This is a genomic window from Paenibacillus artemisiicola (assembly GCF_017652985.1).
GTDB lineage: Bacteria > Bacillota > Bacilli > Paenibacillales > Paenibacillaceae > Paenibacillus_Z > Paenibacillus_Z artemisiicola.
This window is the reverse complement of sequence record NZ_JAGGDJ010000027.1, coordinates 46,525-69,427: the sequence shown is the minus strand read 5'-3', so window position 1 is coordinate 69,427 and position 22,903 is coordinate 46,525. Positions and strand designations below refer to the sequence as shown.

The 22,903-nt window shown below is 58.6% G+C and carries 24 protein-coding genes; 4 read left to right on the top strand and 20 right to left on the bottom strand.

The window, feature by feature from the left end; translation table 11 throughout:
• From I8J29_RS23200 to I8J29_RS23170, 7 genes are all read right to left on the bottom strand, one after another.
• On the bottom strand, window positions 1–1,271 hold a 1,271-nt coding region (locus tag I8J29_RS23200), incomplete at its 3' end, for a DEAD/DEAH box helicase (RefSeq protein ID WP_208849834.1).
• Between the two features lie 232 nt (window positions 1,272–1,503).
• Window positions 1,504–3,024, bottom strand: coding sequence for an ABC transporter substrate-binding protein (locus tag I8J29_RS23195; RefSeq protein WP_208849833.1), 1,521 nt, complete (start codon window positions 3,022–3,024; stop codon window positions 1,504–1,506).
• 7 nt (window positions 3,025–3,031) lie between these two features.
• Window positions 3,032–3,793, bottom strand: a complete 762-nt coding sequence (locus tag I8J29_RS23190; protein WP_090642215.1) for a response regulator transcription factor — start codon at window positions 3,791–3,793, stop codon at window positions 3,032–3,034.
• A complete protein-coding gene (locus tag I8J29_RS23185) occupies window positions 3,768–5,528 on the bottom strand; it encodes a sensor histidine kinase (protein ID WP_208849832.1) in 1,761 nt (586 codons plus the stop codon). The genes I8J29_RS23190 and I8J29_RS23185 overlap by 26 nt, the downstream gene beginning before the upstream one ends.
• Before the next feature lie 173 nt (window positions 5,529–5,701).
• Window positions 5,702–7,222 carry an ABC transporter substrate-binding protein gene (locus I8J29_RS23180; protein WP_208849831.1) on the bottom strand — a complete coding sequence of 507 codons (1,521 nt, stop codon included), beginning with the start codon at window positions 7,220–7,222 and terminating at the stop codon, window positions 5,702–5,704.
• Window positions 7,223–7,361: 139 nt separating this feature from the next.
• On the bottom strand, window positions 7,362–8,291 hold the full coding sequence (locus I8J29_RS23175) for a carbohydrate ABC transporter permease (protein WP_208849830.1): 930 nt from the start codon (window positions 8,289–8,291) through the stop codon (window positions 7,362–7,364).
• A gap of 15 nt (window positions 8,292–8,306) precedes the next feature.
• Entirely contained in the window at window positions 8,307–9,251 is a 945-nt protein-coding gene (locus I8J29_RS23170; protein ID WP_090642208.1) for an ABC transporter permease, read from the bottom strand.
• Window positions 9,252–9,743: 492 nt separating this feature from the next.
• Here I8J29_RS23170 and I8J29_RS23165 point away from each other — a divergent pair, with 492 nt between their 5' ends.
• The gene (locus I8J29_RS23165) at window positions 9,744–10,505 is read left to right on the top strand and encodes an SDR family oxidoreductase (RefSeq protein WP_208849829.1); all 762 of its coding nucleotides are present in this window, start codon (window positions 9,744–9,746) and stop codon (window positions 10,503–10,505) included.
• Window positions 10,506–10,678: 173 nt separating this feature from the next.
• On the opposite strand, the gene I8J29_RS23160 is transcribed toward I8J29_RS23165, so the two are convergent.
• The 4 genes from I8J29_RS23160 to I8J29_RS23145 all read right to left on the bottom strand — a co-directional run bounded on the left by I8J29_RS23160 (window position 10,679) and on the right by I8J29_RS23145 (window position 13,395).
• On the bottom strand, window positions 10,679–11,107 hold the full coding sequence (locus I8J29_RS23160; RefSeq protein WP_240546421.1) for a hotdog fold thioesterase: 429 nt from the start codon (window positions 11,105–11,107) through the stop codon (window positions 10,679–10,681).
• A gap of 293 nt (window positions 11,108–11,400) precedes the next feature.
• Window positions 11,401–11,862, bottom strand: a complete 462-nt coding sequence (locus tag I8J29_RS23155; protein ID WP_208849828.1) for a phage tail protein — start codon at window positions 11,860–11,862, stop codon at window positions 11,401–11,403.
• Window positions 11,863–12,033: 171 nt separating this feature from the next.
• Window positions 12,034–12,648, bottom strand: a complete 615-nt coding sequence (locus I8J29_RS23150; RefSeq protein ID WP_208849827.1) for a GNAT family N-acetyltransferase — start codon at window positions 12,646–12,648, stop codon at window positions 12,034–12,036.
• Between the two features lie 150 nt (window positions 12,649–12,798).
• The gene (locus I8J29_RS23145) at window positions 12,799–13,395 is read right to left on the bottom strand and encodes a Crp/Fnr family transcriptional regulator (protein WP_208849826.1); all 597 of its coding nucleotides are present in this window, start codon (window positions 13,393–13,395) and stop codon (window positions 12,799–12,801) included.
• A 109-nt stretch (window positions 13,396–13,504) separates the two neighbouring features.
• Between I8J29_RS23145 and I8J29_RS23140 the strand changes: the two genes are divergently transcribed.
• Window positions 13,505–14,473 carry an NAD(P)-dependent alcohol dehydrogenase gene (locus I8J29_RS23140; protein ID WP_208849825.1) on the top strand — a complete coding sequence of 323 codons (969 nt, stop codon included), beginning with the start codon at window positions 13,505–13,507 and terminating at the stop codon, window positions 14,471–14,473.
• Window positions 14,474–14,501: 28 nt separating this feature from the next.
• Here I8J29_RS23140 and I8J29_RS23135 read toward each other — a convergent pair whose 3' ends face one another.
• The 6 genes from I8J29_RS23135 to I8J29_RS23110 all read right to left on the bottom strand — a co-directional run bounded on the left by I8J29_RS23135 (window position 14,502) and on the right by I8J29_RS23110 (window position 18,595).
• Entirely contained in the window at window positions 14,502–14,942 is a 441-nt protein-coding gene (locus I8J29_RS23135) for a VOC family protein (protein ID WP_208849824.1), read from the bottom strand.
• Window positions 14,943–15,128: 186 nt separating this feature from the next.
• Window positions 15,129–16,352, bottom strand: a complete 1,224-nt coding sequence (locus I8J29_RS23130; protein WP_208849823.1) for an RNA polymerase sigma factor — start codon at window positions 16,350–16,352, stop codon at window positions 15,129–15,131.
• A gap of 8 nt (window positions 16,353–16,360) precedes the next feature.
• A complete protein-coding gene (locus I8J29_RS23125; protein ID WP_208849822.1) occupies window positions 16,361–16,705 on the bottom strand; it encodes a YciI family protein in 345 nt (114 codons plus the stop codon).
• Window positions 16,706–17,080: 375 nt separating this feature from the next.
• Window positions 17,081–17,548, bottom strand: coding sequence for a phage tail protein (locus tag I8J29_RS23120; protein WP_208849821.1), 468 nt, complete (start codon window positions 17,546–17,548; stop codon window positions 17,081–17,083).
• Window positions 17,549–17,572: 24 nt separating this feature from the next.
• Window positions 17,573–18,052 (bottom strand): GyrI-like domain-containing protein, encoded by a 480-nt coding sequence (locus I8J29_RS23115; protein WP_208849820.1) that lies wholly within the window; start codon window positions 18,050–18,052, stop codon window positions 17,573–17,575.
• Window positions 18,053–18,145: 93 nt separating this feature from the next.
• Window positions 18,146–18,595 carry a DoxX family protein gene (locus tag I8J29_RS23110; RefSeq protein WP_208849819.1) on the bottom strand — a complete coding sequence of 150 codons (450 nt, stop codon included), beginning with the start codon at window positions 18,593–18,595 and terminating at the stop codon, window positions 18,146–18,148.
• A 92-nt stretch (window positions 18,596–18,687) separates the two neighbouring features.
• Here I8J29_RS23110 and I8J29_RS23105 point away from each other — a divergent pair, with 92 nt between their 5' ends.
• Both I8J29_RS23105 and I8J29_RS34675 read left to right on the top strand, forming a co-directional pair.
• On the top strand, window positions 18,688–19,662 hold the full coding sequence (locus I8J29_RS23105; RefSeq protein ID WP_208849818.1) for a helix-turn-helix transcriptional regulator: 975 nt from the start codon (window positions 18,688–18,690) through the stop codon (window positions 19,660–19,662).
• Window positions 19,663–19,915: 253 nt separating this feature from the next.
• On the top strand, window positions 19,916–20,242 hold the full coding sequence (locus tag I8J29_RS34675) for a TetR-like C-terminal domain-containing protein (RefSeq protein ID WP_420831151.1): 327 nt from the start codon (window positions 19,916–19,918) through the stop codon (window positions 20,240–20,242).
• Window positions 20,243–20,389: 147 nt separating this feature from the next.
• Here the strand turns inward: I8J29_RS34675 and I8J29_RS23095 are convergent, their stop codons facing one another.
• The 3 genes from I8J29_RS23095 to I8J29_RS23085 all read right to left on the bottom strand — a co-directional run bounded on the left by I8J29_RS23095 (window position 20,390) and on the right by I8J29_RS23085 (window position 22,843).
• Entirely contained in the window at window positions 20,390–21,673 is a 1,284-nt protein-coding gene (locus I8J29_RS23095; protein ID WP_208849816.1) for a glycosyltransferase, read from the bottom strand.
• Window positions 21,674–22,187: 514 nt separating this feature from the next.
• Complete coding sequence (gene rlmH / locus I8J29_RS23090; RefSeq protein ID WP_208849815.1) at window positions 22,188–22,667, bottom strand: 23S rRNA (pseudouridine(1915)-N(3))-methyltransferase RlmH; 480 nt, start codon at window positions 22,665–22,667, stop codon at window positions 22,188–22,190.
• A gap of 2 nt (window positions 22,668–22,669) precedes the next feature.
• On the bottom strand, window positions 22,670–22,843 hold the full coding sequence (locus tag I8J29_RS23085) for a CxxH/CxxC protein (RefSeq protein WP_208849814.1): 174 nt from the start codon (window positions 22,841–22,843) through the stop codon (window positions 22,670–22,672).
• Window positions 22,844–22,903 lie beyond the last annotated feature (60 nt).

Genomic DNA, 22,903 nt, shown 5'->3' with positions numbered 1-22,903 from the left:
TGGTTGCCGCCGCCGCGCCCAGAGCCGCCGCCCTGGCCGCGTCCGGCGCCGTTGCCGCCCCCGGACTGCGCGCCGCCGCGAACCCCGCCGCCGGCTCTGCCCGCTCCGACCGCCGCCGGTTCCGGCTCCGTCATCGTCATCGGATACGGATGGTTCTCGATCACCGGAATCTTCTTCTTGATCAGCTTCTCGATGTCCTTCAGGTACGGGATTTCCTCGAACTCGCAGAACGAGATCGCGATCCCGCTGAGGCCCGCCCGGCCGGTGCGGCCGATCCGGTGCACGTACGTCTCCGGAATGTTCGGCAGGTTGAAATTGACGACATGCGACAGTTCGTCGATGTCGATGCCGCGCGCCGCGATGTCCGTCGCCACGAGCAGACGGGTCGCGCCGCTCTTGAAGTTATTCAGCGCGGACTGGCGGGCGTTCTGCGACTTGTCGCCGTGAATCGCCTGCGCGGTGATGTTCGCCTTCACGAGGCCCCGCACCACCCGGTCCGCGCCGTGCTTCGTCCGCGTGAACACGAGCGCGCTCGCGATGGACTTATCCTGCATAATGTCGATCAGGAGCTGCAGCTTGTTCGGCTTATCCACGTAGTAGAGCGATTGCTCGATGCGCTCCGCCGTCGAAGAGACCGGCGTGATCTCGACCTTCACCGGGTTCGTGAGCAGCGAATTCACGAGCGACGTGATCTCGTCCGGCATCGTTGCCGAGAAGAACAGCGTCTGCCGCTTCGCGGGCAGCTTAGAGATGATGCGCTTCATGTCGTGGATGAAGCCCATGTCGAGCATCCGGTCCGCTTCGTCCAGCACGAGAATCTCCACGTGCCGCAAGTCCGCGTACCCCTGATTCATCAGATCGATCAGCCGGCCCGGCGTCGCGATCAGAATATCCATGCCCTGCGCCAGGGAGTTCTCCTGCGCCTTCTGCGAGACGCCGCCCACGATGACGTCGCTTCGCAAATTCATAAAGCGTCCGTACGCCTTGCAATTATCGGCAATCTGAATCGCCAGCTCGCGCGTCGGCGTCAGAATGAGCGAGCGGATGACACGCTTGCCGCCCGGGCGGCCCTGCTTCGCGTTCAGCAGCTGGAGGATCGGCAGCAGGAATGCCGCCGTCTTGCCCGTCCCCGTCTGGGCGCAGCCGAACAGGTCGCGTCCGGCCAGCACCGGCGGAATCGCCTGTTCTTGAATCGGCGTCGGCTGCGCGTAATTTTCCTTGGTCAATGCCTTCAGAATCGGGGGAATCAACTTCAATTGTTCGAATGTCATAAAGCTCTCCTTCTTCAAGCCTTCCGTCCATGCGGAGACTTCCTCCTTGCATTATACACCAAAATCGAGGAAGGAGTCGGCGGCTCGCTGCGTCCGGCCGGCTTTTCGTCCGCCTGCAGGAAGGAATAGTACCCCGATCTGCCGCATGGCATCCCGAATGAACGCCGATTCCGCCCCTGCGGAGCCGGACGCGAACCGGGCCGCATCCGCCCGGATACGTTTGCCCAGCCGCCTATTGATGCGCCGCCCGCCAGGCGTCCAGCTGCCGCTGCACCTCGGTCCGCACCTCGTCGATGCCCGCCTGGCGGAGCTCCTGATTGAACTTCGGCAGCACCGCATCCACGTCCACGCTGCCCGTCATCAGACTCGGAAAATATTTTTCCCACACCATCTGAATGTTCTGCACCTGGATCGGCAGCCGGGAGAGGTCCGGCGTAAAGCCCAGCGTGCTCGACTCGACCGCTTCCTTGTTGGCGGCGCGGAACTGATCCCACTTGTCGAGCGGATCGGGGTACTCCCCGCCCATCGTCTTCAGGATGAACCAGTTGCCCTGCGTATACTGCACGCCCGCGTAGCTCGGCTGCGCGTCCGGGATCGGATGGCCGTTCTCGTCCTTGGGCGGAATCGGCACCACCTGGCCCTTGCCGTCCAGCGTGTAATGCACGCCTTCGATGCCGAAGTTGAACAGGTTGCGCACCTCGGGATCCGTGTTCAGCAGATTGAGGAACTTGACGGCCTCCACGGGATGCTTCGTATCCGCGCTGACGACCATGACCCCGCCGCGCGTGGACTCCGTCGTAATGAGCGCCGGGGTGACGGGATACGCCACCAGCTTGTAGCCGCGGTCCTTGCTCCAGCTGTTCTCCGACAGCGGGCCGCCGCCCGCGGCTTTCCAGAAGACCGGCGTGCCCGGCTGCAGCCCTTGGTTCTCGCGCATGGCCGCGTCTTCGTTGATATAGCCCGCCACGTAGTAGCGCCGGAGCAGGTCCAGCACCTTGCGGGCTTCCGGGGTCTCGAAGATGTTGACGACCGACGCCTTGGGATCCAGCACGCGAATCATGAGCGGCAGCGTCTTCTCCGCCACGTACTGGTAGCCGTCCAAGGCGAAGAAGTTTTGCGAGTCCTTGTCGAGCTCCATCGGCTGGTAGGCCGGCTCCTTCTCCTTGATCATCCGGAGCAGCGGCTCGAGGGACGCCAGCGTCGTGTACTTGGAGATGTCGATGCCGTACTTCTTCACGAGCGCCTCCGGGTACATCCACTGATCCCGCACGGCGAGCTCCTTGTTGGTCGGCACGCCGTAGATGCCGCCGTCATCCATGCGCACGCCTTCCCAGAACACCGGGTCGATCGCGTCGTACATCTCCTTCCCCACCGTGGACAGGTAGTCGTTCAGCTTCAGCCACGCGCCGCGCTGCGCGTAGGTCGAATACTCCGGCGCGAACGCGACGTCGAACGGCGTGCCCGCCGACACGAGGGTGTTCAGCCGGTCTTCGTACTCCTGCCAGCCGACCTTGATGTACGTGACCGTCACGCCGATCTTCTTGGCCAGCACCTCGTTGATCTTATCGTTGACCTGCTTGAGGTCCTTGTCGGGATCCCCGATCGTATAGTAGATCAAATTCACCGCGTGGCCGGACGCCGCGGGGCTCTCCCCGTCGCCGGGCGAGGAGAAGCAGCCGGCAAGCGGCAGCATCAGGACGAGTGCGAAGGCCGCGGCGAGACGGCGCAGGTGCAGGTTCCGTGGAAGTCGCATGGGCGCGTTAATCCTTTCTCCGCATATCCGAAGGCGATTTTCCGAAATAGGAATGGAAATGCGAATAGAAATAGTTCAGGTTCGGATAGCCGACGGACAGCGCGACGGACATGATTTTCTCGTCCGTGGATTGGATGCGTTCCCGGGCGCGCAGCATCCGGTAGGCCATCAGGTATTCCGAGAACTTCTTGTTCGTTTCTTTGAGGAAAAGCTGCCCCAGGTACGTGCCGTTCATGCGGAACCGCTCCGCGACGGATTTCAAGCTCAGGTTCTGGGCATACTCCGCCTTGACGATCAGCAGGATGCGGTTGGTCAGCTTGGACAGGCTGTCGTAGCGCACGCCGAGCACGGGGTCCGTGTCCACGTCGTCCCGCTCCGCGCCCTCCACCGTGCCGTTCAGATCCTCGACGATGATCTTCTCGACCAACTGCTGCAGCTTCGAGCGGTCGACGGGCTTGAGCAGATAATCCTTGGCCCCGCAGCGGATCGCCTCCAGCGCGTACTGGAACTCGCCGTAGCCGCTCATGATGATGTATTTCGAAGGCAGTCGCAGCTCGTTCAGCTTATGAATCGCGTCATAGCCGCGCTGCTTGCCGATGCACACGTCGAAGATCGCGAGGTCCGGCAGCAGCTCCACCGCCTTCGAGATCGCGCCCTCGTAAGTCTCGCTCGTCTCGATCTGGCCGAAGCCGTACTTGGCCCAGTCCAGCGTCCGCTTCATGCCTTCCAATATTTGCGGCTCGTCATCCACGATCAGCAGCTTGTACATCTCTAATCGCCTCCTTGGTTAGGATTACGGCTATCCGAACGCCCGCTTCTTCGTTGTTGTCGATGGTCATGGAGAAGCCCGGTCCGTAGAAGAAGCGAAGCCTTGTATACACGTTGCGCAGCCCGATGCTGTCCCCCGGAGCGTCGTCGCCGCTCGTCAGCTTGTTCCGGATCTCGGTCAAGCGCGCGTCGGAGATCCGGCTGCCGTTGTCCACGACCTCCAGCACGAACCGCTCCTCTTCCTCCCAGCCGTTCACGAGCAGCAGGTTGAACTCGCTCCCCGGATTGAAGCCGTGCACGAAGAAGTTCTCCGCGAGCGGCTGCAGCCAGAACTTTACGGTGGGCAGCGCGAACAGCGTTTGTTCCACGTGGAACTGATAATAGAACCGGTCGGGATATTTGAATTCCATGATCTTCAAGTACTTCTGGAGCAAGTCCAGCTCGCTGCCGAGCGAGATCATGTTGTCGTTCTTCACGATGTCGCGGTACAGCGCGCCTAAGGTGGCGATGGCGTCGGAGGTGTAGTCGGCGCTGTTCACCAGCGCGGAGGAACGGATCACCTCGAGCGTATTATACAGAAAATGCGGATTGATCTGATGCTGAAGCGCTTTCATCTCGGTCTCTTGCTGCTTTAGTTTGAGCAAATAATTGGTGCGGATATGCCGGTCGAGCTGATGAATCATGTCGTCCAGCTCCCGCGCGATCATGCCGTATTCGTTGCGCCGGTAACGCGCCGGACTGACCGGCGTGAAGTCCGCCGTCTTCGCGCGCCCGATGGAGGAGATGATCCGCCGCAGGAAGTTCGCGTCCTCGCGCAGGTTGTACACGATGAGCAGCAGGACGCAGATCATCGCCGCCAGCACGACAAGGAATACGATGAGCAGCACGTTCGCCTTCTGCCGGATCAGCGTGGCCAAGTCCACGATGCTGACGAACCGGTAATCGAACTCGTTGGAATGGTACGCGACGAAGTATGCGCGGTCGATCCAGCCCGTCGAGAGGAAGCCGTGCGTCCGTCCGTCCGCGACGGCCCGGCGAATGAGCGCCTCCGTCTCGCGGCCGCTGCCGGCGATCAAGTACACGTCGCCGGACGCGCTGACCGCACCCGCTTGATCCAGGCGGTAGTTCTGCGCCGCCTTGAAGATCCGGTCGCTGCTGACCAGGAACCGGAATTCGCCCAGCTGGCGGGAGATTTGATTGGGATCGGAAAACTTTTTATGGTACACGAAGCCTTTTTGGATCGTCTCCGCGAACATGCCGTCCGTGTTGGGCAGGCGGAATTGAAAGCTCGTGTTGCCGTTGCTGTCGAAGCTCACCACGTTGCCCTCGCGCTCGGTATGCAGGCTGATCTGCGTGATGTCGCCCTTGCCGCCGTTGCTTAGGAACGCTTTCATATCGTCGGGGAAGGACACGAGCGGCCGATTGTAGTGGCTGCCCTCCAGCCTGCTCGTCAGGTACCCTTCCGCGCTATGGCCCAAGAAGCTGCGGATGTCGGACACCAGCCCGCTGTTGGAATAGACCCGCTGCATGAACGCCTCGACGCGGTCGGAGTCGTACTGCAGGCCGCTTTCCACCCGCGTGTACGCACCTGCGGCTTCGTTGCGGGCATTGCCCACCCACTGATCCAGCAGGATCGCGCAGGTAAGCGCGCCGAGCGTCAGGCCGATGAAGACCACGAATACCGCATATGCAATGAATTTGCCGCGATAGATCTTGATTTGCAGAAATGAACGCATGCGGCGTCTCCTTTGCAATAGGCTATTGTCGCACCCCGCTTTTTTTAACCATATTACTTCATCTTGCCCCAATGCAATCCCGTAATTTGTGGCAAAAACCCGAACGGCCGCTTGCCGTTCGGGTTTTCCGGGTGTCGATTTGCATGCTTGGCTTACGATTTACCGCGGTTGGCTTATTTGAAGTACGCGTCGATTTGCTCTTGGGCGGCCTTCGTGATCGTATCCATGCCGGCGGCTTTCAGCTCGGAGACGATCTTCGGAATGACTTTCTCCGGATCGGATGCGCCCGTCAGCAGCTCGTATTTGTATTTGTCCCATACCGCTTTGGTGTTGGCCACTTCGGTGCCCAGCTTGCCGATGTCCAGCGCGAAGCCGAGGGTCGAGGAGGACGTGGCTTGCTCGTTCAGCTTCTTCACTTGATCCCATTGATCGACAGGCGCGCCTTTCGTCACGGCCAGGTCGAAGAACGTGCCTTGCGTGTAGGCAGCCAGCGGCCACGTGTCGGTCGTGCGCTCGACGACTTTCTCGCCGTCCACGTTGTTGTAGTCGACGCCCGGCTCGCCGAAGGCCAGCATGTTGCGCAGCTTTGGATCGGTGTTGACCAATTGCAGGTATTTCAGCGCTTCGCTCTTATACTTCGAAGTCGCCGAGATCGCGTTCAAGGAACCTTGGATGGTGCTCGTCGTGTAGATCGGGCCGAAGTTTTGGAACATGTCGTACTTCGCGACGCCTTCGTTGATCTGCCACGTCGTTTCCGCGCCGGGGAACGCTTGGGCCGCGAAGAACGCAGGTCCTTTGTCCGCTTCGGTCTTGGTCGGCGCGTCCGGGTTGACGATGCCGTCTTGGTACCACTTATGCAGCAGCTTCAGGCCGTCCATGACGTCCGGCTGTTCCAGCACGGATACGACTTTGCGGGACGCGTCGTCGGCTTTCACGCCGATCGGCGGCAGGCCGAGGGTCATGTCGTCGTAGCTGTTGAAGAAGCCGTTGAATCCGCCTTGCGTCATCGGCAGCGGGTAGAAGCTCTTGCCTTCGCCGGCCTTCATGTCGTGGAACGGCTTGTCGAGATCCTGCAGCGTCTTGATGTTCGCCGTATCGATGCCGTATTTCTGCACGTATTTGTCGTCGAACACCCAGTATTGCGTAAGCGAGGAGTCCTTATACGTCGGTACGGAATAGATTTTCCCGCCGATCTTCGTGCCGTCCCATACCTTCTGCGGAATGAGGTTGTACAGGTCGGGCGTTTCCTTCTGAACGAGGTCCGTCAGGTCGGCGAACGCGCCCATGTTGACTTGCTGGCTGTATTTGCTGTTATTCGTAAACATGATGTCGAAAGGTTCGCCGGTGTTGACGACCGTGTTGATCTTCGTGTCCCAATCGCCCCAGCTTGCCACTTTGATGTCGATCTTCACGCCGATTTTCTCGGCCGTGTACTCGTTCATCGCGGCGATGGCTTTGTCGAAGTTGGCCGGCATTTGGCCGCCGATCGTCCACCAGACCAGCGTCGGGATGTCGCCCGATGCCGGCTTGTTCGCGTTCGTGTCCGCGTTAGCCGACGTATTGGCTGGCGTGTTCGCATTAGCCGGCGCGTTGTTGCCCGTCTCCGAGTCGGCGTTCGAGCCGCAGCCCGCGAGCGCGGTCGTCAAGAGCGCCGCGGCGCCGACGGCCATTAATTTTTTCTTTGTCTGTTTCATATCCGTTTTTCCTCCCTTTGATCGTGCTTCCTGGAATTCTGCTTGCTTTGAATCGTGCTGCGGATGCTTCGGCTTGCTGTCCCGCCGTCGCTAAGCGCGGCGGGTATCATAAACCGGACGAAGCCGGTTTATTTCGGAATCAGCCTTTCACGGCGCCGATCGTCAGACCGGAGATAAAGTACTTCTGGAAGAACGGGTACGCGATGGCCACGGGCACCACGATGACGATGGCGACGGCCATCCGCGCGGATTCCTTCGGCATTTTGGCGACCAGCTCCGCGTAGCTCACGCCCATGACGGACGCGTTCTTCGCCAAGGCGTCGATGTTGGTCATCAGGCTGTTCAGCAGCGCCTGCAGCGAGTACAGGTTCTGGTTGTCGATGTACAGCATGGACTGGAACCAGTCGTTCCAATAGGCGAAGCAGAGGAACAGGCCGATGGTCGCCAGGACCGGCAGCGAGATCGGCAGTACGATCGAGAAGAAGATGCGCAGCTGGCTCGAGCCGTCGATCTCGGCGGATTCGATCAGCGCGTCCGGAATCGTGCTGCGGAAGAACGTTTTGCAGATGATGACGTTGAACGACGAGACGGCGAGGGGCAGGATCAGCGCCCAGACCGTATCCTTCAGGCCCAGCAGGTTGGAGTTGATGTAGTAGCTGGACACCAGGCCGCCGTTAAACACCATCGGGATGAAGACGATCCAGGTCAGCAGCCCGTTCAGCTTGTAATTCGGCCGGGACAGCACGTACCCCATCGACGTCGTCAGCATTACGCCGAGCAGCGTGCCGACGCCGGTCACGAGCACGGAGACGCCGAGCGCCTTCATGATCATTGTCCCTTGGTTGATGATGTATTGGTACGCCTCCCCGGAGAACGCCGTCGGGAAGAGATGATAGCCGCCGTTCCGGATGGAATCCTCGCTGCTCAGCGAGATGGACAGGACTACGAGGACCGGGATGAGGCAGAGCAGAGCCAATATTATGAAGATCAGGTTGAACAGCAGGTTGGTGCCGGGCTTGATTCGGTTGAACTTATCGAGACCCGACTCGTATTTCGCGCTTGATGACATGTTCCGCATCCTCCTTTACATCATGGCGCTCTCGCGGTCGACGCGACGCACGATCCAGTTGGCCAGCAATATGGTCAAGCAGCCCAGCACGGATTGGACGAACGCGGAGGCGGACGCCATGCCGACCGTCGCGGTCTTCAGCTGCTTATACACCAGCACGTCGACCGTGGTCGCCACGTTGAACAGCGAGTTGGAGTCCCGCGGCACTTGGAAGAACAAGCCGAAATCCGTGTAGAAAATGCGCCCGACGGCGAGGATGAACATCATCACGATGACGAGCTTCATGAGCGGCAACGTGATGAACCGCGCCTGCTGCCACTTGGAGGCGCCGTCGATGACGGCCGCTTCGTAGTACGTGTTGTCGATGCCGGTGATCGTCGCCAGGTAGACGACCATGCCGTAGCCAAGGCCCTTCCAGACGTTCATGAACACCAGGAAGTACGGCCAGTAGCTCGGTTCCATGTACCAGTTGACCGGGTCCTTGCCCAGGCCGGTCAGGAACTGGTTCGCGATCCCCTTGTCGAAGCTCAGGAACGCCCACACGATGGCGGACACCACGACCCAGGAAAGGAAGTACGGCAGGAACATCAGCGTCTGATAAAACTTCCCGGCCTTGCCGCTGTGCAGCTGGCCGATCATCAGCGCCAGCGTGACGGGCACCGCGATGCCGAGCACGATGAAGATCAGGTTGTAGCCCAGCGTATTGCGAATGACGACCCAGGCGTCGTTCGACTTGAACAGGAATTCGAAGTTCTTGAACCCGGTCCAATCGCTATGGATGACGTTGCTCAGGAAGCCCCCGCGAATCTTGAAATCCTTGAAGGCGATCACGAGGCCGAACATCGGCAGGAAACAAAACAAGATGTACCAGACGGTCGTCGGTAAGGCCAGCAGCGTAAGTTCGGTATCTTGTGTGCGCCAGCGCGTTCGCGCGCGCTTGCGCCCGGTCTTCATGTCCATATTCGCCCCACTCCTTGCTTTTGCTTGCGTTTCACAGGTGTACACGCTTTCAGCACGCGCTTTCAGTAAGCGCATTCAGTATCCGATTGATGTAATTGTAAAGAATATGGCATGCCCTCTTCTAGACAACAAACTTGAGAATGCAGTCAACAAACGTTAGATTTTTGGGGTATAAGGGACTAATAGACTATGAATTTTCGGGGTACGGCCCTGAATCAGGGTAAAAGGACAGGGCGTCTCCCAGCGCGACGGGTCCCCTCGCTCCGGCGGCGAACGAAAATTTGTTGACTTGAACCGCGGTGCAAGGCGTATCCTATTGGTAACAGCAGGATGCGTTTCCTGCGGCGGAGCACAGGATTGCTTCCGAAGATCGCGGGCCGCTGCGGGACAAGCATGCCGGAATTCGCATCCATGCGCCAGCTCCCGCCCCTGCATGCCGGCTTGCCAAGCACGGCCGTAAGCAAAAATTTCGTTAGAAAAGAGGAACTGCCCATGAAACTCACGGGAAATACGATCCTGATCACAGGCGGAGGTTCCGGCATCGGACTCGCCTTCGCGGAACGCTTCGTGAAAGCGGGAAACACGGTCATCGTGACCGGCCGGCGCGAGCACGTCCTACGGCAGGCGAAGGAGCAGGTCCCCGGCCTCGTGACGCATGCGGCGAATCTGGACGGCGAATCCGAGCGCGCGGCCTTGTTCGAGTGGGCCACGACGCACTACCCGGACGTGAACGTCCTGGTGAACAACGCCGGGATCCAGCAGCGCTTTCACGTGCTGAAGGCCGATGCCAAGGACAATTGGCCGCATTACGCCGGCGAGATCGCCACGAATCTCGAAGCGCCGATCCATCTCGCCATGCTGTTCGCGCCCCACTTCGCCGCGAAAGATTCGGCGGCGATCATCAACGTGACGTCGGGGCTGGCGTTTACCCCGCTCGCGATCGCGCCGGTCTATTCCGCCACTAAGGCGGCGCTCCACTCCTTCACCGTGAGTTTGCGGCATCAGCTCGCGGAGACGTCCGTCGAGGTCATCGAAGTGGCGCCTCCGGCCGTCAATACGGATCTGGGCGGTACGGGGCTGCATGTCCACGGCGAACCGCTCGATGCGTTCGCGGACGGGATCTTCAAGGGCCTGGAGAAAGGCCAGCCGGAGATCGGCTACGGTTCCTCCGTCGGCCGCCTGCGCATGCCGCGGGACGAGGTCGACCAGCACACGGCCAACATGTATCAAGCTTTGAAAAGCAGCATTGAATAACGGTGCTTGCCGCTGTGCCGGATGCATCGAGAGGCCTGACAGAGACCTTCCGATTCATATTAGAAAAGCAAAAGCTCCCTCGCTTGAGGGAGCTTTCATCGGCTTTTCGGCTATTATCGCTTTCCACGGGCTTAATCGGCATTTATCGGCCTTCCAGGGCGTTTCCGATCCGGCTAGCGCGCTCTCGGAATGATGCCGACGGTGCAGCGGGAGACGCAGATCAGCCGGTCGTCCTCGTCCGAAATCTTGATGTCCCAAACCATCGTCGTACGCCCCTTGTGCAGCGGCGTCGCCACGGCGGTCACGATGCCGTCCCGCTTCGAGCGGATATGGTTCGCGTTGATCTCCATGCCGACGGCCAGCTGGTTCTCCTTGTCGATGAGCTGGTAGGTGCCCACGCTCGCGACCGTCTCGGCCAGCGCCACGGACGCGCCGCCGTGCAGCGCGCCGAAGTATTGGCGGGTCGCCGGACCGACGGGCATCGTCGCCACGACGCGGTCCCCCGTGCATTCGGTAATCTGCATGCCGAGCGCGCCGAACATCGTTTGTTCGTAATCGACGTCTTCGCTTAACATGAAGCGGTTGTCTTGGATGTGGTTCATTTTGAAAATCTCCTTCACTGGTTTCGCTGGTATTGCCGGTTTTGCCGGTTTCGATGATTTCGCTGAGGCTGCGTTTCCTGCTTTCGGCGGCCATCTGCTCGGGAATGGCGTGTCCCTTGTATTGTACCGCTTTTTCGCCCCCGATCGCGAATCCGCTCGCCTCCGTATCATAAGCGCGACTTGTGCCGGCTGCCCGAGGCGTCGGAGACCTCACGAACAAAGCCTCTATTCCGGTGTAGGAATAGAGGCTTGTACATGACGTGCATGCGGCTTGCGCGTTCAGGCTCGAAGGCTTAGTATTCGCCTTTGACGACGAAGTAAGAACCCCGAATGATGCCGGCGAGCTTGGACTTCTGCGTCGCGAACTTGAACTTCCCTTCCAGCTCCTTCGGCACGTCCATGCCCTCGGACAGCTTGAACCCGACGGCCCGCTTCTTCGCGTCGTCCACCGTGTACATGACATTGATCGACAGCCCGTCCTCGTAGAAGACGTAGGCGAACTTGATAGTTTCCACTTGAAACCGCGACGTCTCCAGCGGCTTGGCCGCAAACGCGATATCGCGCTCCTGCAGCACGCGGTTCACGTAGTCCAGCGTCTCCTGGCTCTCGCTCGCGGGCACCACCGTGAATTCGTGCTTGTATTTGTTCATGAAATAGCGGGCCTCGTTCGCGCGCAAGCCGGCCAGCGCCTCGGCCACCGGCGAGGACTCCAGCCCGACCGTGGACACGGTTTTGAAATCAACGGTATACGCCATTGCCATCCCTCCTACTCTCTCATTATGCCCAACCGGCGTTCGCCTAGACTGCTAGAGAAGAACACCAAGATTCGACACCTATTTCGGCGCAGGCGGGTGGAAACCCTCTCCATAGAGCGAGATTTGCCAATTCTAGTGGCCGCCGAGTCATACGCGCTCCTAGCTTAGCCGCTATTCAAAATCCACCCGCATCACGAACCGCCGAAGCGTCGGATGGGTCACCTCGCGGAAGCCGGCCGCGGCGAAAGCATTCCGGCTGCCGACGTGGAGCTCGCCCCATGTAATCTCCTTGCCGGGCACGGTGCTCATGGGATACCCTTCGAGGGCGCGGGCGCCCCGCTGCCGCGCGAAGTCCGCCGCCGCTTGCGTGAGCGCGTACATGATGCCGCGCCGGCGATAGCCCTTGCGCACGATGAAACAGGTGACGGCCCAGACGCCTTCGTCCTGCTTGTCCTCGTCCCGCCCCGCCCAGAGGATGCGGCTCCTCAGCAGATTAGCGAAGACCCCGCGCGGCTCGATCGCGGCCCAGCCGACGGGTTCATCGTCCAGGTACGCGACCAGGCCGCTGGTCGTGTCCGCCTCCGGGCTGCCGCAGTTGGTCTGCGCGCGCAGCAGGAAGGCGCGTTCGTCGTCATCGATCCGGCGCCACTCCGCGCTCAAAATCTTGTGCCGCTGGCAATAGCACCGGTCCGAATGGCATTTCACCGGTCCCAGCACCTGTTCCAAGTCCTCCCAAGACGCCTCGTTCGCGGGTACGATCGTGATGCGGTCCTCCGTCATCGGCATGGCGGCTACCTCCTCGAATTCGATATGATCCTTCGGCTAACGTTCGCGCTCGTCCCTTGACTTAAGTCAATGCGCGCGAACCTTTCCCTCGTTAGACTGTAACCAGTACTTAACCTTCCGCAAGCAGTTTTTCATCGTATAGGCCTACAATCAGGTCGTCGGATCAGCGGAGCCTTGGCCGATTCGCTTCTTGATCCGGCTCAGCGACTCCGGCGTCATGCCGAGATAGCTGGCCAATTGATGCTGGGGGACGCGGTCGAGGAGCGACGGCCGTCTCCGGAGCAGCGTCCGGAAACGTTCTTCGGGCGACGAAGCGAGGAACGCCGCGAATTCCTCCCGGACCTGACCGAAGTTCGCTTCGATCATCCGGCGCGTCATCGTTTCCAGCTGGGGATGCTTGTCGTACATGTCCTGCTCCGTGTCCAGGTCGCCGACGACCATGGCCGAATCTTCCGCGCAGATGAAGGTGCAGGGGGACGACTTGTCCGCCTTGTGATGGTTGAAGATCGCGATAGCCTGCTCTTCGGTGTAGAAGTTCGACGTGACTTCATTCCCCGCTTCGTCGATCGCGTACTCCCTGACGCAGCCCTTCAGGATGAAATAACAATAGGCCGGCTCCTCTCCCTGCCGGATCAGCACAGTGCCCTTCTTGAAGGCCTCGACGCGAATCTCGTTCACGATGGCCCTTTGTTCGTCCTCCTGAAGAGAAGTCCATTTCGACAAGTACGCATATAAGAGGTCCCGCATCGCTCCATCCCCTCTTCGTCCGTTCGTTCTCTATCCATTTTCTAACAAGAGGGCATCTCCTGTAAACGTCCGCTGCCGTAAAACGATAACAAATACCGGAGGGAAACGCATGAAAGCCATGGTTCAACGCGCGTATGGTGCGCCGGACGTGCTTGCCCTGCAGGAAGTCGCGACGCCGTCGCCCGGTCGCACAGACGTGCTCATTCGAATCCACGCCTCGAAGGCCGGACCGTCGGACTGCGCGTTTCGCAAGGGCGACCCCGTGATGATCAAGTGGCTCTACGGGCTGTCCAAACCGAGATTCGGCATCGGCGGCACCGAATTAGCCGGCGTGGTCGAAGCGGTCGGCAAGGAGGTCACGCGCTTTAAACCGGGGGACCGCGTGCTCGGGCTCAGTCCCAAAACCTTCGGCGCGTACGCCGACTATAAATGTCTGCCCGAAGACAGCCCGCTCGCGCGCATACCGGACAACATCGCGTATGAGGAAGCCGTGGCCATCTGCGACGGGGGCGCGACCGCATTGACGTTTCTGCGAGACAAGGCCAAGTTGCGGAGCGGTCAGCGCGTGCTGATCAACGGCGCCTCCGGGGCCGTCGGCATCTACGCCGTGCAATTAGCCAAGTACTACGGCGCGGAAGTCACCGGCGTCTGCTCGGCCGCCAACGAGGCGTTGGTCCGCCAAGCGGGCGCGGATGACGTCGTAGATTATACCCGGGAGGACTTCACGCAGGCGCATGCCGCCTATGACGTCCTATTAGACGCCGTAGGCAAACGCTCCTTCCCGGCCTGCAAGCGCGCGCTTACGGCCAAAGGCCTCTATCTGACCACCGTGCCGAGCCTGTCCATCCTGCTGCAGATGATGCGCACGTCCCTGACGAACGGCAAAAAGGCCGTTTTCGCAACGGCCGGTCTGATGCAAAACCAAGCGAACTTGGCTTTTCTCATGGAGCTCGCGAAGCACGGAACGCTGAAGGCCGTGATCGATCGCCGCTACCCGCTGGAGCTCCTGCCGGAAGCGCACAGGTACGTGGAAACCGAGCGCAAGAAGGGGAACGTGATTATTACGGTCCGCCATTAGCCGCGCCTGTTCGCGCAAGCGTCGGCCGTTACTCGCCCCGCTCTTCCACCGCCCGAAAAAAATGCCCGTCCGGATCATAGAACGTGAAATAGCCGAATTCTTCCGTAAAGGCAGGCTCCGCATCTATCCGGGCGCCGGCCTGTTGAACCCGTTCATGCAGCGCCAGCAGATCGTTCGTCAACAGCTCGATCATCGTCACCTGCCTCTGGCCGTTCGTGACCCAGAAGGGCCGCGGAAATTCAAACCGCAGCGGCGCGATCGCTTCCGGCTTGGTTTCCATCAGGAAAATACTCGGTCCATTGCCGTTCTTCAGGGCAATATGCGCTTCGCCGAACGCATAGTCCGCCGATACCAAGTCATAGCCCAGCACCTCGCCGTAAAACGCGACGGACGCCTTCAAATCCGTCACCGGGAACCGCAGGCAGCAATAACCGATCACATCCGCAGGGTTCGTCTTTTTGTTCGGCACACGCTCATCTCCTTTGCTTGAAAAGGCATGTTCGCTCTCCATGATAACGCTTTCCGCATATTCCTATTACTATTCGACCGGCGGGCACGGCTTCCTTCCACGGAAAACGAAAAAGGCACCTTCGGCAAGGTGCCTTTCGGAAATCTTCGTTTCGTGGCTGCCGTTAGCCGCGGTTAGCCACCTGCGTTATATCTCGGCGGCTTGACGGCTTAGAAACTGCCGCACGGCCGCATCCGTGCTGAGTCCGATCGCCCGGCCGTACGCCGAACGGGCTTCTTCGCGGCGATGCATGCGCTTGTACAAATGCCCCGCGAGCGCCCAATAGGGCTGGTAAGCCGCCGCTTCGGCGGCCGGCACGACGTCCAGCAAGGCCATGCCGCGCGCCGTGCCGTAAGCCTCCGCGACCGCCGCGGCCCGGCCGACAATGGCGCCCAGCGTAGGGTGCAGCCGCACGAGACCCTCGTAGAGCTGCGCGATCGCCTCCCACTCGATTCGCCCCGTCCGCAACCGCTGCGCATGCACCGATTGAATCGCGGCCAGGAGCTGAAAGCGACCGATCCGGCCGGCTTGCGAGGCCATATGCAAATATTGCTCCGCCTCCAGGATGCGGCGTTGGTCCCATCGCGCGCAGGCTTGCTCGGAGAGGGGGATGTAATTCCCCTCCTCATCCTGCCGCGCTTCGCGGCGCGCCTCGCAGTGCAGCATGAGGGCGAGCAGACCGCACGCCTCCGGTTCGTTCGGCGTGAATTGGACGAGCAGCCTGGCCAGATAGATCGCTTCCTCCGCCAATCGCCAACCGGACGAGCCGGCCATGGCGGCCTCGTCCCACCCGCTTCCGTACGCCGCATAGATCGCCTCCAGCACGGCATCGAGACGCTCCGGAATTTCTGCGGCATCCGGCATTTCGAACGTGAGGCGTTCGGCGCGAATGTGGGCCTTTGCCCGCGTCAGCCGCTGGCCCATGGTCGAAGGCTTGACGACGAAGGCAGACGCAATGCGAGCCGCATCAAGGCCAAGCACGGTTTGCAGCATCAACGGCGTCCGCATCACGGGATCGATGGCCGGATGCGCACAGAGGAACATCATCCGCAGCCGTTCGTCCGGGAACGCGTTGGTCGAAGCCGTCAGGCGCTGCGCGTCCTCGGACAGGGCATGGAGCGTCGGCAGCGCGTTCTCCGCGATGCGGGCATGCCGGGCACGGTCGATCAGCCGCCGGCGGGCGGCCGTCATGAGCCACGCCTCCGGCTTATCGGGCACGCCGATCCGGGGCCACGCCTCCAGCGCCGCGACAAACGCATCGCCGAGGGCATCCTCCACCGCCTGCAGATCCCGCCAATGGACGGCGAGGTAGGCGAACAGCCGCCCATAGGCCTCCCGTGCCGTTGCTTCAATGACCTGATGCGCGCTCATCGGGCGGACTACAGCGCGGGAAGGTTCTGCCGAACCTCGACCGTCGCGACCGGCCCTCGGGCCGCCCACGAGAGGGCGGTGTCCAGGTCCGGCACATCGATCACGAAGATCCCGCCGAGCTGCTCCTTCGTCTCTGGGAATGGCCCGTCCTGCACCGCCAGCTCGCCGCCGCGGCGCTTCATCGTGGCCGCCGTCTCCGGGGCATGGAGCCCCGCACCGAATACCGCGATTCCAGCCTCCCGCAACGCATGCACGTAGTGCGTCCAGCCGGCTAGGTAATCCTGCTGCCGCGCCGGGTCCGTCCGTGCGGCAAAATCCTCCTGGCTCTCGAAAAACATCAACGTGTAACTCATGCAAAACGCCTCCTCTTTCATCATTGGATTTGGGATTCGTTATGATGTCGGTTCAGGTATGGCGATTTCTACAAGCAAGGCTGAATTTTTTTAATTGTTTCGCATCGACCTGCATCCTCACGACGACATTGCCCTTCTTGCGATCGCTTTCATGGGTTCCCGCCCTGACGCCTTCATGAATGTACACCCAGTGTATACGCGGGCGATGTTCCTGTCTATGTGATCGGCGCACTCTTTAGAAAAGATGATCCGTCTCCCCTATACCGGTCTATCGGCGAAAAAAAATGGCGGCTCTATGGCCGCCAAGCGTCATGATTAAATTTTGTGAATTTTGCTTGCCGCAGGGTCATTCTTTGTCCCGACGGCTTGATCGCTTCAATACTCTCCTTTAATGACGAAGAACGAACCTCGAATGGTCCCGGCCAGTTTGGACTTCTGTCTTGCGAATTTGAACTTCTTCTCTTCCAGCTCCTTCGGCACTTCCATCCCCTCGGACAGCTTGAACCCTACGGCCCGCTTCTTGGGATCATCCACCGTATACAGGACGTTGACCGCTAGACCGTCCTCATAGAAGACGAAGGCCCATCTGATATTTTCGACTTGAAAACGCGCGGTTTCCAGCGGTTGGGCCGCAAACGCGATGCCGCGCTCTTCTTTCAAAACCCGTTCCACATAATCAAGCGTCTCCCGGCTTTCGGCGGCCGGTACGACCGTAAAGGCGTGCTTGTATTTGTTCATGAAGTAACGCGCCTCGTTCGCACGCATACCGGCTAGCGCTTCGGCTACCGGCGAGGTTTCCAGACCCGCCGCAGACACATGCTTAAAATCAACGATCGTGGACATTCTCATGCCTCCTTCTGATTTCGATTACTTCTTCACGACCGGAACCCACATCTCCCCGTATACGAAGCCGTCCCGCTGCCCCATCTCAACCGTTGCATTGGGCCCGCCGACATAAGCGTAATGATCGGCTGCCGGCAAGACTTGACCGAAAGCAATGCCGGTAAGCATCGCACTGAGCTCGTCGGCCGACTTCCCTTCGCCTTTAACGACAAGGTATTGTCCCTTAGGGAATTGGATCACCCGGTGTTCTTCCGGTACCGATGAATCCGTCATCACGCCAGCGTAATACATCATCTTGTGATTGACCGCTTCGTTCACGGCAAACATGTAGTCGTTCGCGGCAATCGCCTTTAACGCGTCAAGCCTTCCATCCTGCTCCATAGCCCGCCAGAAGTCTTCCTTCTCCTTGTTCATGCCGGCATAATCCGTGTAATCGCTCTTCAGCTCCGTTCCGATACCGAGAACGATAAAGCCGTCTTTTTCCTCAAAAGCATGCGTTGCCATGATTCCAGCTCCTCTTCCGAATGGTTGGATTGGTTTGTTTATCCGCTTGATAGGTTTATAGTACCCTTAAACCGTGTCAGAATGCGATACTGTTTAGCGGTTGCCGATTAGTCTGCGGCTATTCGGACGCAGCGCCCAGGAGGCCATGCAGAGCGCGGCATAGAACATCGGAAGAAGAACATGGAACCCGCCATCGCCGTAGTCATGGGCGAACGCATGGGATAAGGCCGCGCCCGTCATGAGAAAAAAGATACCGCTATAAGCCCATTCCTTGAGCCGGGGGAAGCCTGGCAGGACGATCGCAAGGACGCCAAGCAATTTCCACGTCCCGAGAATGTTCGTGATATATAACGGGAAACCAATAGCGGTCACCAACTCGACATTGCCGCCATATCGCATCAATTGCCCGATCCCGCTTAACGCAATCGAGCAGGCGAGCATGACGGTGACAGTCCAATAAGCGGCCGTCCTTCCGGTAAAGCGGGATTCAACCTTCACGCTCGTTTCCTTGCCGGTCGTTTCATTGCCGGTAATCGTACTCATTTCATTTCCTCCTCTGATCCTTTGTTTTTCCGCTTGATGAGTTTATAATAACCAGTAATCATGTCAAAAAATGAACCTGTTTAGAGGGCCCGATGAAAAAAGTAGAACGGATTAACATCCTCATGCGGTACATCAACAACCGCGCCCATTTTACCATCTCGGAAATCATGCGGGAGTTCAACATCTCCCGTTCGACGGCGATTCGGGACATCAGGGAAATCGAAGCGATGGGCATGCCGCTCGTCGCCGAAGTCGGGCGGGACGGGGGTTATTTTGTCATGAACAACTCCGTCCTGCCCACGGTCCGCTTTACCGATAATGAGATTAAAGCGCTTTTTATCGCCTTCATGGCCACGCGCAATCTGCAGCTCCCTTATCTCAAGAGCCGCCACTCTTTAGCGGAAAAGTTGCTCGGCCTCCTCTCGCAAAACCAGCAAGACGATCTGGTGCTGCTAAATCAAATCCTGCTCTTCGAAGGCACCAACCCCTATAATCCCGACCTGCTTGATCTATCGGATCTGCCCCATCCCATGCTGGAGCAACTCATCCGGATTCTTCTGAAAGACTGCTACCTAGCGGTTTCCGTCGAAGAAGGAAGAAGAACAACGTCGTATGCCATCTATCTCCTGCGCCTCTATCGCGAGAAAAGCGCTTGGCAAATCGAAGGCTTCGACCTCGAGGAGAACAAGAGGCGGATTATCCCCGTCGATCATCTCACCGACGTCAAACCATACTCCGGGAAAACAAGAATCAGCAAGAAGAAGATCGTCGAACAACTCGGCAAGCAGGAAGAAGCCAGCAACCTGGTCCTCGAGCTCGGTCCCAAGGCGATCGCCCAGTTCAAGAAGTACCATCCGTTAAACATCACGATTTCCTACACGAATCCTTATCAAACCACGGCGATCTTAAAGACGTTCATCCATGTTCATCATCCGGATGAATTGGCCGAAATCACCAATTGGCTGCTTTTCTTAGGCGGGGATATCAAGGTCAGGGAAATACCGAAGGAAGTTGCAGAAGGAGTGCAGGCGAGAGTGGAGGTACTGGAGAAAAAGTCAAGTCATTGACCCTCGCCGCCGACTGTAGGGAAGCTCCGGCGACCGCCTAAGGTTCGCCGTATCATTCTAACGACGAAAAAAGGGCGCCTGACGGGGCGCCCGGATTGCCTTAGAAACGATGGCCTATCTAAAATGGTAATCTCCGCCGAATTGCTTTCAGCGATGCAACTGCATACGTGCGAAAGAACTCAAACGAGCGTTCCCTCCTCAAGCAACTGAACGGCGAACGCTAAATTGAATTTTTAACCGAATTTTCAGTTTCTTGAAACAGGACGCAGACTCTGCCGACCGGCGTGTTTTCAGCATAAGACCCAAACGCGGGGCCGGCGAAGTCGTGCGTTGTCTAATGGCAGAAGCGCAATTGGATGCTAGCTTCGCGGTGTCCTTTCGCGAAACGTTCATCGCCTCTCGAAGGGATAAGCTCTATCAACTACTGAAGCGTGGCATCGCGCGAGGAGAGATACCCGAAGAAACCGATTTTGAGCTCTTCGCCGATCTATGTTATGGGCCAATCTGGTACCGATTACTGAATGGGCATGCATCACCTGACAATCATTTCGTGCAGACGCTGCTCGATTATATTTTATAGAACTATACATCGCCGCCGTACCTAAGGAATGCAGGTGAGATCATAATTCCTAGCGACAAGTAAAAGAGGCTGTCTCTTCGACATCCAGGATGACGGAGAGACAGCCTTCGCTTCGATCGGGGTTTAATCTGCGCGCGCCGTTGTCGCTTACTTGGAAACTACAAGCTTCTCTAATTCCTTCACTGTATTCTCGATCGCGTCCATCAGTCGGAACTCCTTGGACAAACGCGTTACGTTCCTCTTGTATTGGGGCTCATTAATCACTTGCTTTATTGCATGCAAGATTTTCTCTTTCGTCGGACGATCGGTCTTCAAATTGATCCCTACGCCCGACCATTCGACGCGCGCGCACACCTCCGGCTTATCCTCGGTTTTACCGGCGGTGACGATCGGAACGCCATAATAGATCGCCTGCTGTACGCCGCCGTAACCTCCGTTCGTCACAATCGCGTCTACATGCGGCAATAATTCATGATGAGGAACGAAGCTCTCCAATCGAACGTTATTCGGCAATGGAATATCCACGTCCGATACGGGCCTCCCCCCCGTCGTGGCCACAACCAGGACGTCTTCTTCGGCTAAAGCTTGTATAGTAGGAATAAGCAATTGACCGAAATCCTGATTTGCGATCGTCCCCTGGGTGACGTGTACCACCGTACGATCCTTCATCTCATCCCACCATGGGGGAGGGGAAAATCCGGTTGGTTTAGCGGGCAAGTACGGACCAACGAACCGAACGATGCTCGGCATATCGCTCCGAGGATATTCGAAGGAAGGACTCGTCCCCTGCAGAACCAGATCGGTTGTCAGCGCGGGTGCTGTCAGCGCGGAGTACGGCAGCTTCGGCGCGTGCATGTCGGACAATAATTTATTCGCATGTTTTTGCACATCCGCGAACATGACGTTCTCAACCAATACGTTTAACAATTTGTTGCGAATTCGACCGACTGCGCTTGCGTTAGGCTGAATCCCAAGACCGAAAGGCGCCGTATCGCGGCTGCTTAAAGTCAAGGGGAAGACCCCATAAGCGGCTATCTTAGGAGCTTTGCCCGTTAGTTTCAACGGCAGCATCCCGGTAAATGCGGCATCTATGACTACTACATCCGCGGGAAACTCCTTTAATAGCTTGGCGATATCCGCGGCATAGGCGGGCATTTCTCCGAAGAAAATGTGCTTTAAATCGAATTTCATTTGGTTTACTCCCTGAAACTTACTTCTTTCGGGAAACCAATCTTCATACCGGCTATCGTCCAAATCTTTAGCCGACTGCACGTGCGCAAACCGCGCGCCAGTCGCTTCGATTTTCCCCTTATATTTGGAAGTGCTGTACCACATGACCTCATGTCCGTCTTCAACCAAGCGCTTCGCGATCGGGAGACCCGGACTGATATGCCCTTGAATCGGCATGGCAGCGAATAAAAACTTAGACATTGTTCCACTCCTGTCTGCAATCTATTTCTACGTTCATCATAGTTATATCAACTCACAGTAATCGCATTGTAAAAAGCACTGTGGTAATTCATGGATACCAGAGAACTGCTCTCCCCATAAGCATAAAATTGGAGCCCGCGATTCTCGTCAAACAAGGCAAGACTAATAAAAGGACATAAGAAAGGCGATATCAGCAGATATCGCCTTTCTCACATCCTTCCATCCTTTTAAAGAATTGTCGCTCAAGGCGTGGGCAAGGAGCTCGTCAATTATTCTTTGGTTGCTCCAAGGACATGCTCATGCCAATGCTGCATGCTTTGGGCAAGGAAGACCTGACGGATGCGTGCGCAGCGGGCCGTTCAATCCAACCGTGTGCCCTATCTGCGGGAAGGCCTATCCTTTTCAACCGGATGAAATTGCAGCCATATCCGGGTCATAGGAAAGATAACGGGCCGCACGTCAGAAGTCGATCCGCTCGAGCAACTTCGCCGTATCGCCACTCAAAAACTTGCCGTTACTTATGATACGGTTCCCCCCGGTTAATCTTCACAGCCCGGTACACCTGCTCCAGCAGCACCAACCGCATGAGCTGGTGCGGCAGCGTCATGCGCCCGAAGCTCAGCTTCTGCTGGGCGCGCTTCAAGACGGCGGGCGCGAGCCCCGTGCTCCCGCCAATGACAAAAGCCACGTGGCTCCGCCCATACGTGGCTAACGAATCGAGCTGGCCGGCGAGGTCCTCGCTCGACCAGAGCTCCCCGTCCAGCGCCAGCGCGATCACATGCGCGTCCGGCTTCAGCTGCGCGAGCAGCCGCTCGCCCTCGCGCTCTCGCACCTGCGCTTCCTCGGCGGCGCTCATCGTCTCGGGCGCCCGCTCGTCCGGCACCTCCGTGAGCGTCAGCTTCACGTACGGACCCAGCCGTTTCGCGTACTCGGCGATGCCGAGCGCGAGGTACTTCTCCTTCAACTTGCCGACGGAGGCGATCTGAATATGCATCGTTACACCACCAAGTATTCCGCGATATGGTCGCACCGCGGCATCTCGCACGTCGCCGGCGCTTCCCACTCCGCGAACTTCGTCTTCACGAGGTCCACGATGTCCGGCGCGTCCTCGTATTCGTCCACGAATTTATCGATCGCCAGCTCCACGTGCTCTTTGCATACACAATACATACAGGCTTGTCCTCCAACTCTCATCTCGTCCGTTACTTCCATTGTACGCAATCGGCGCAA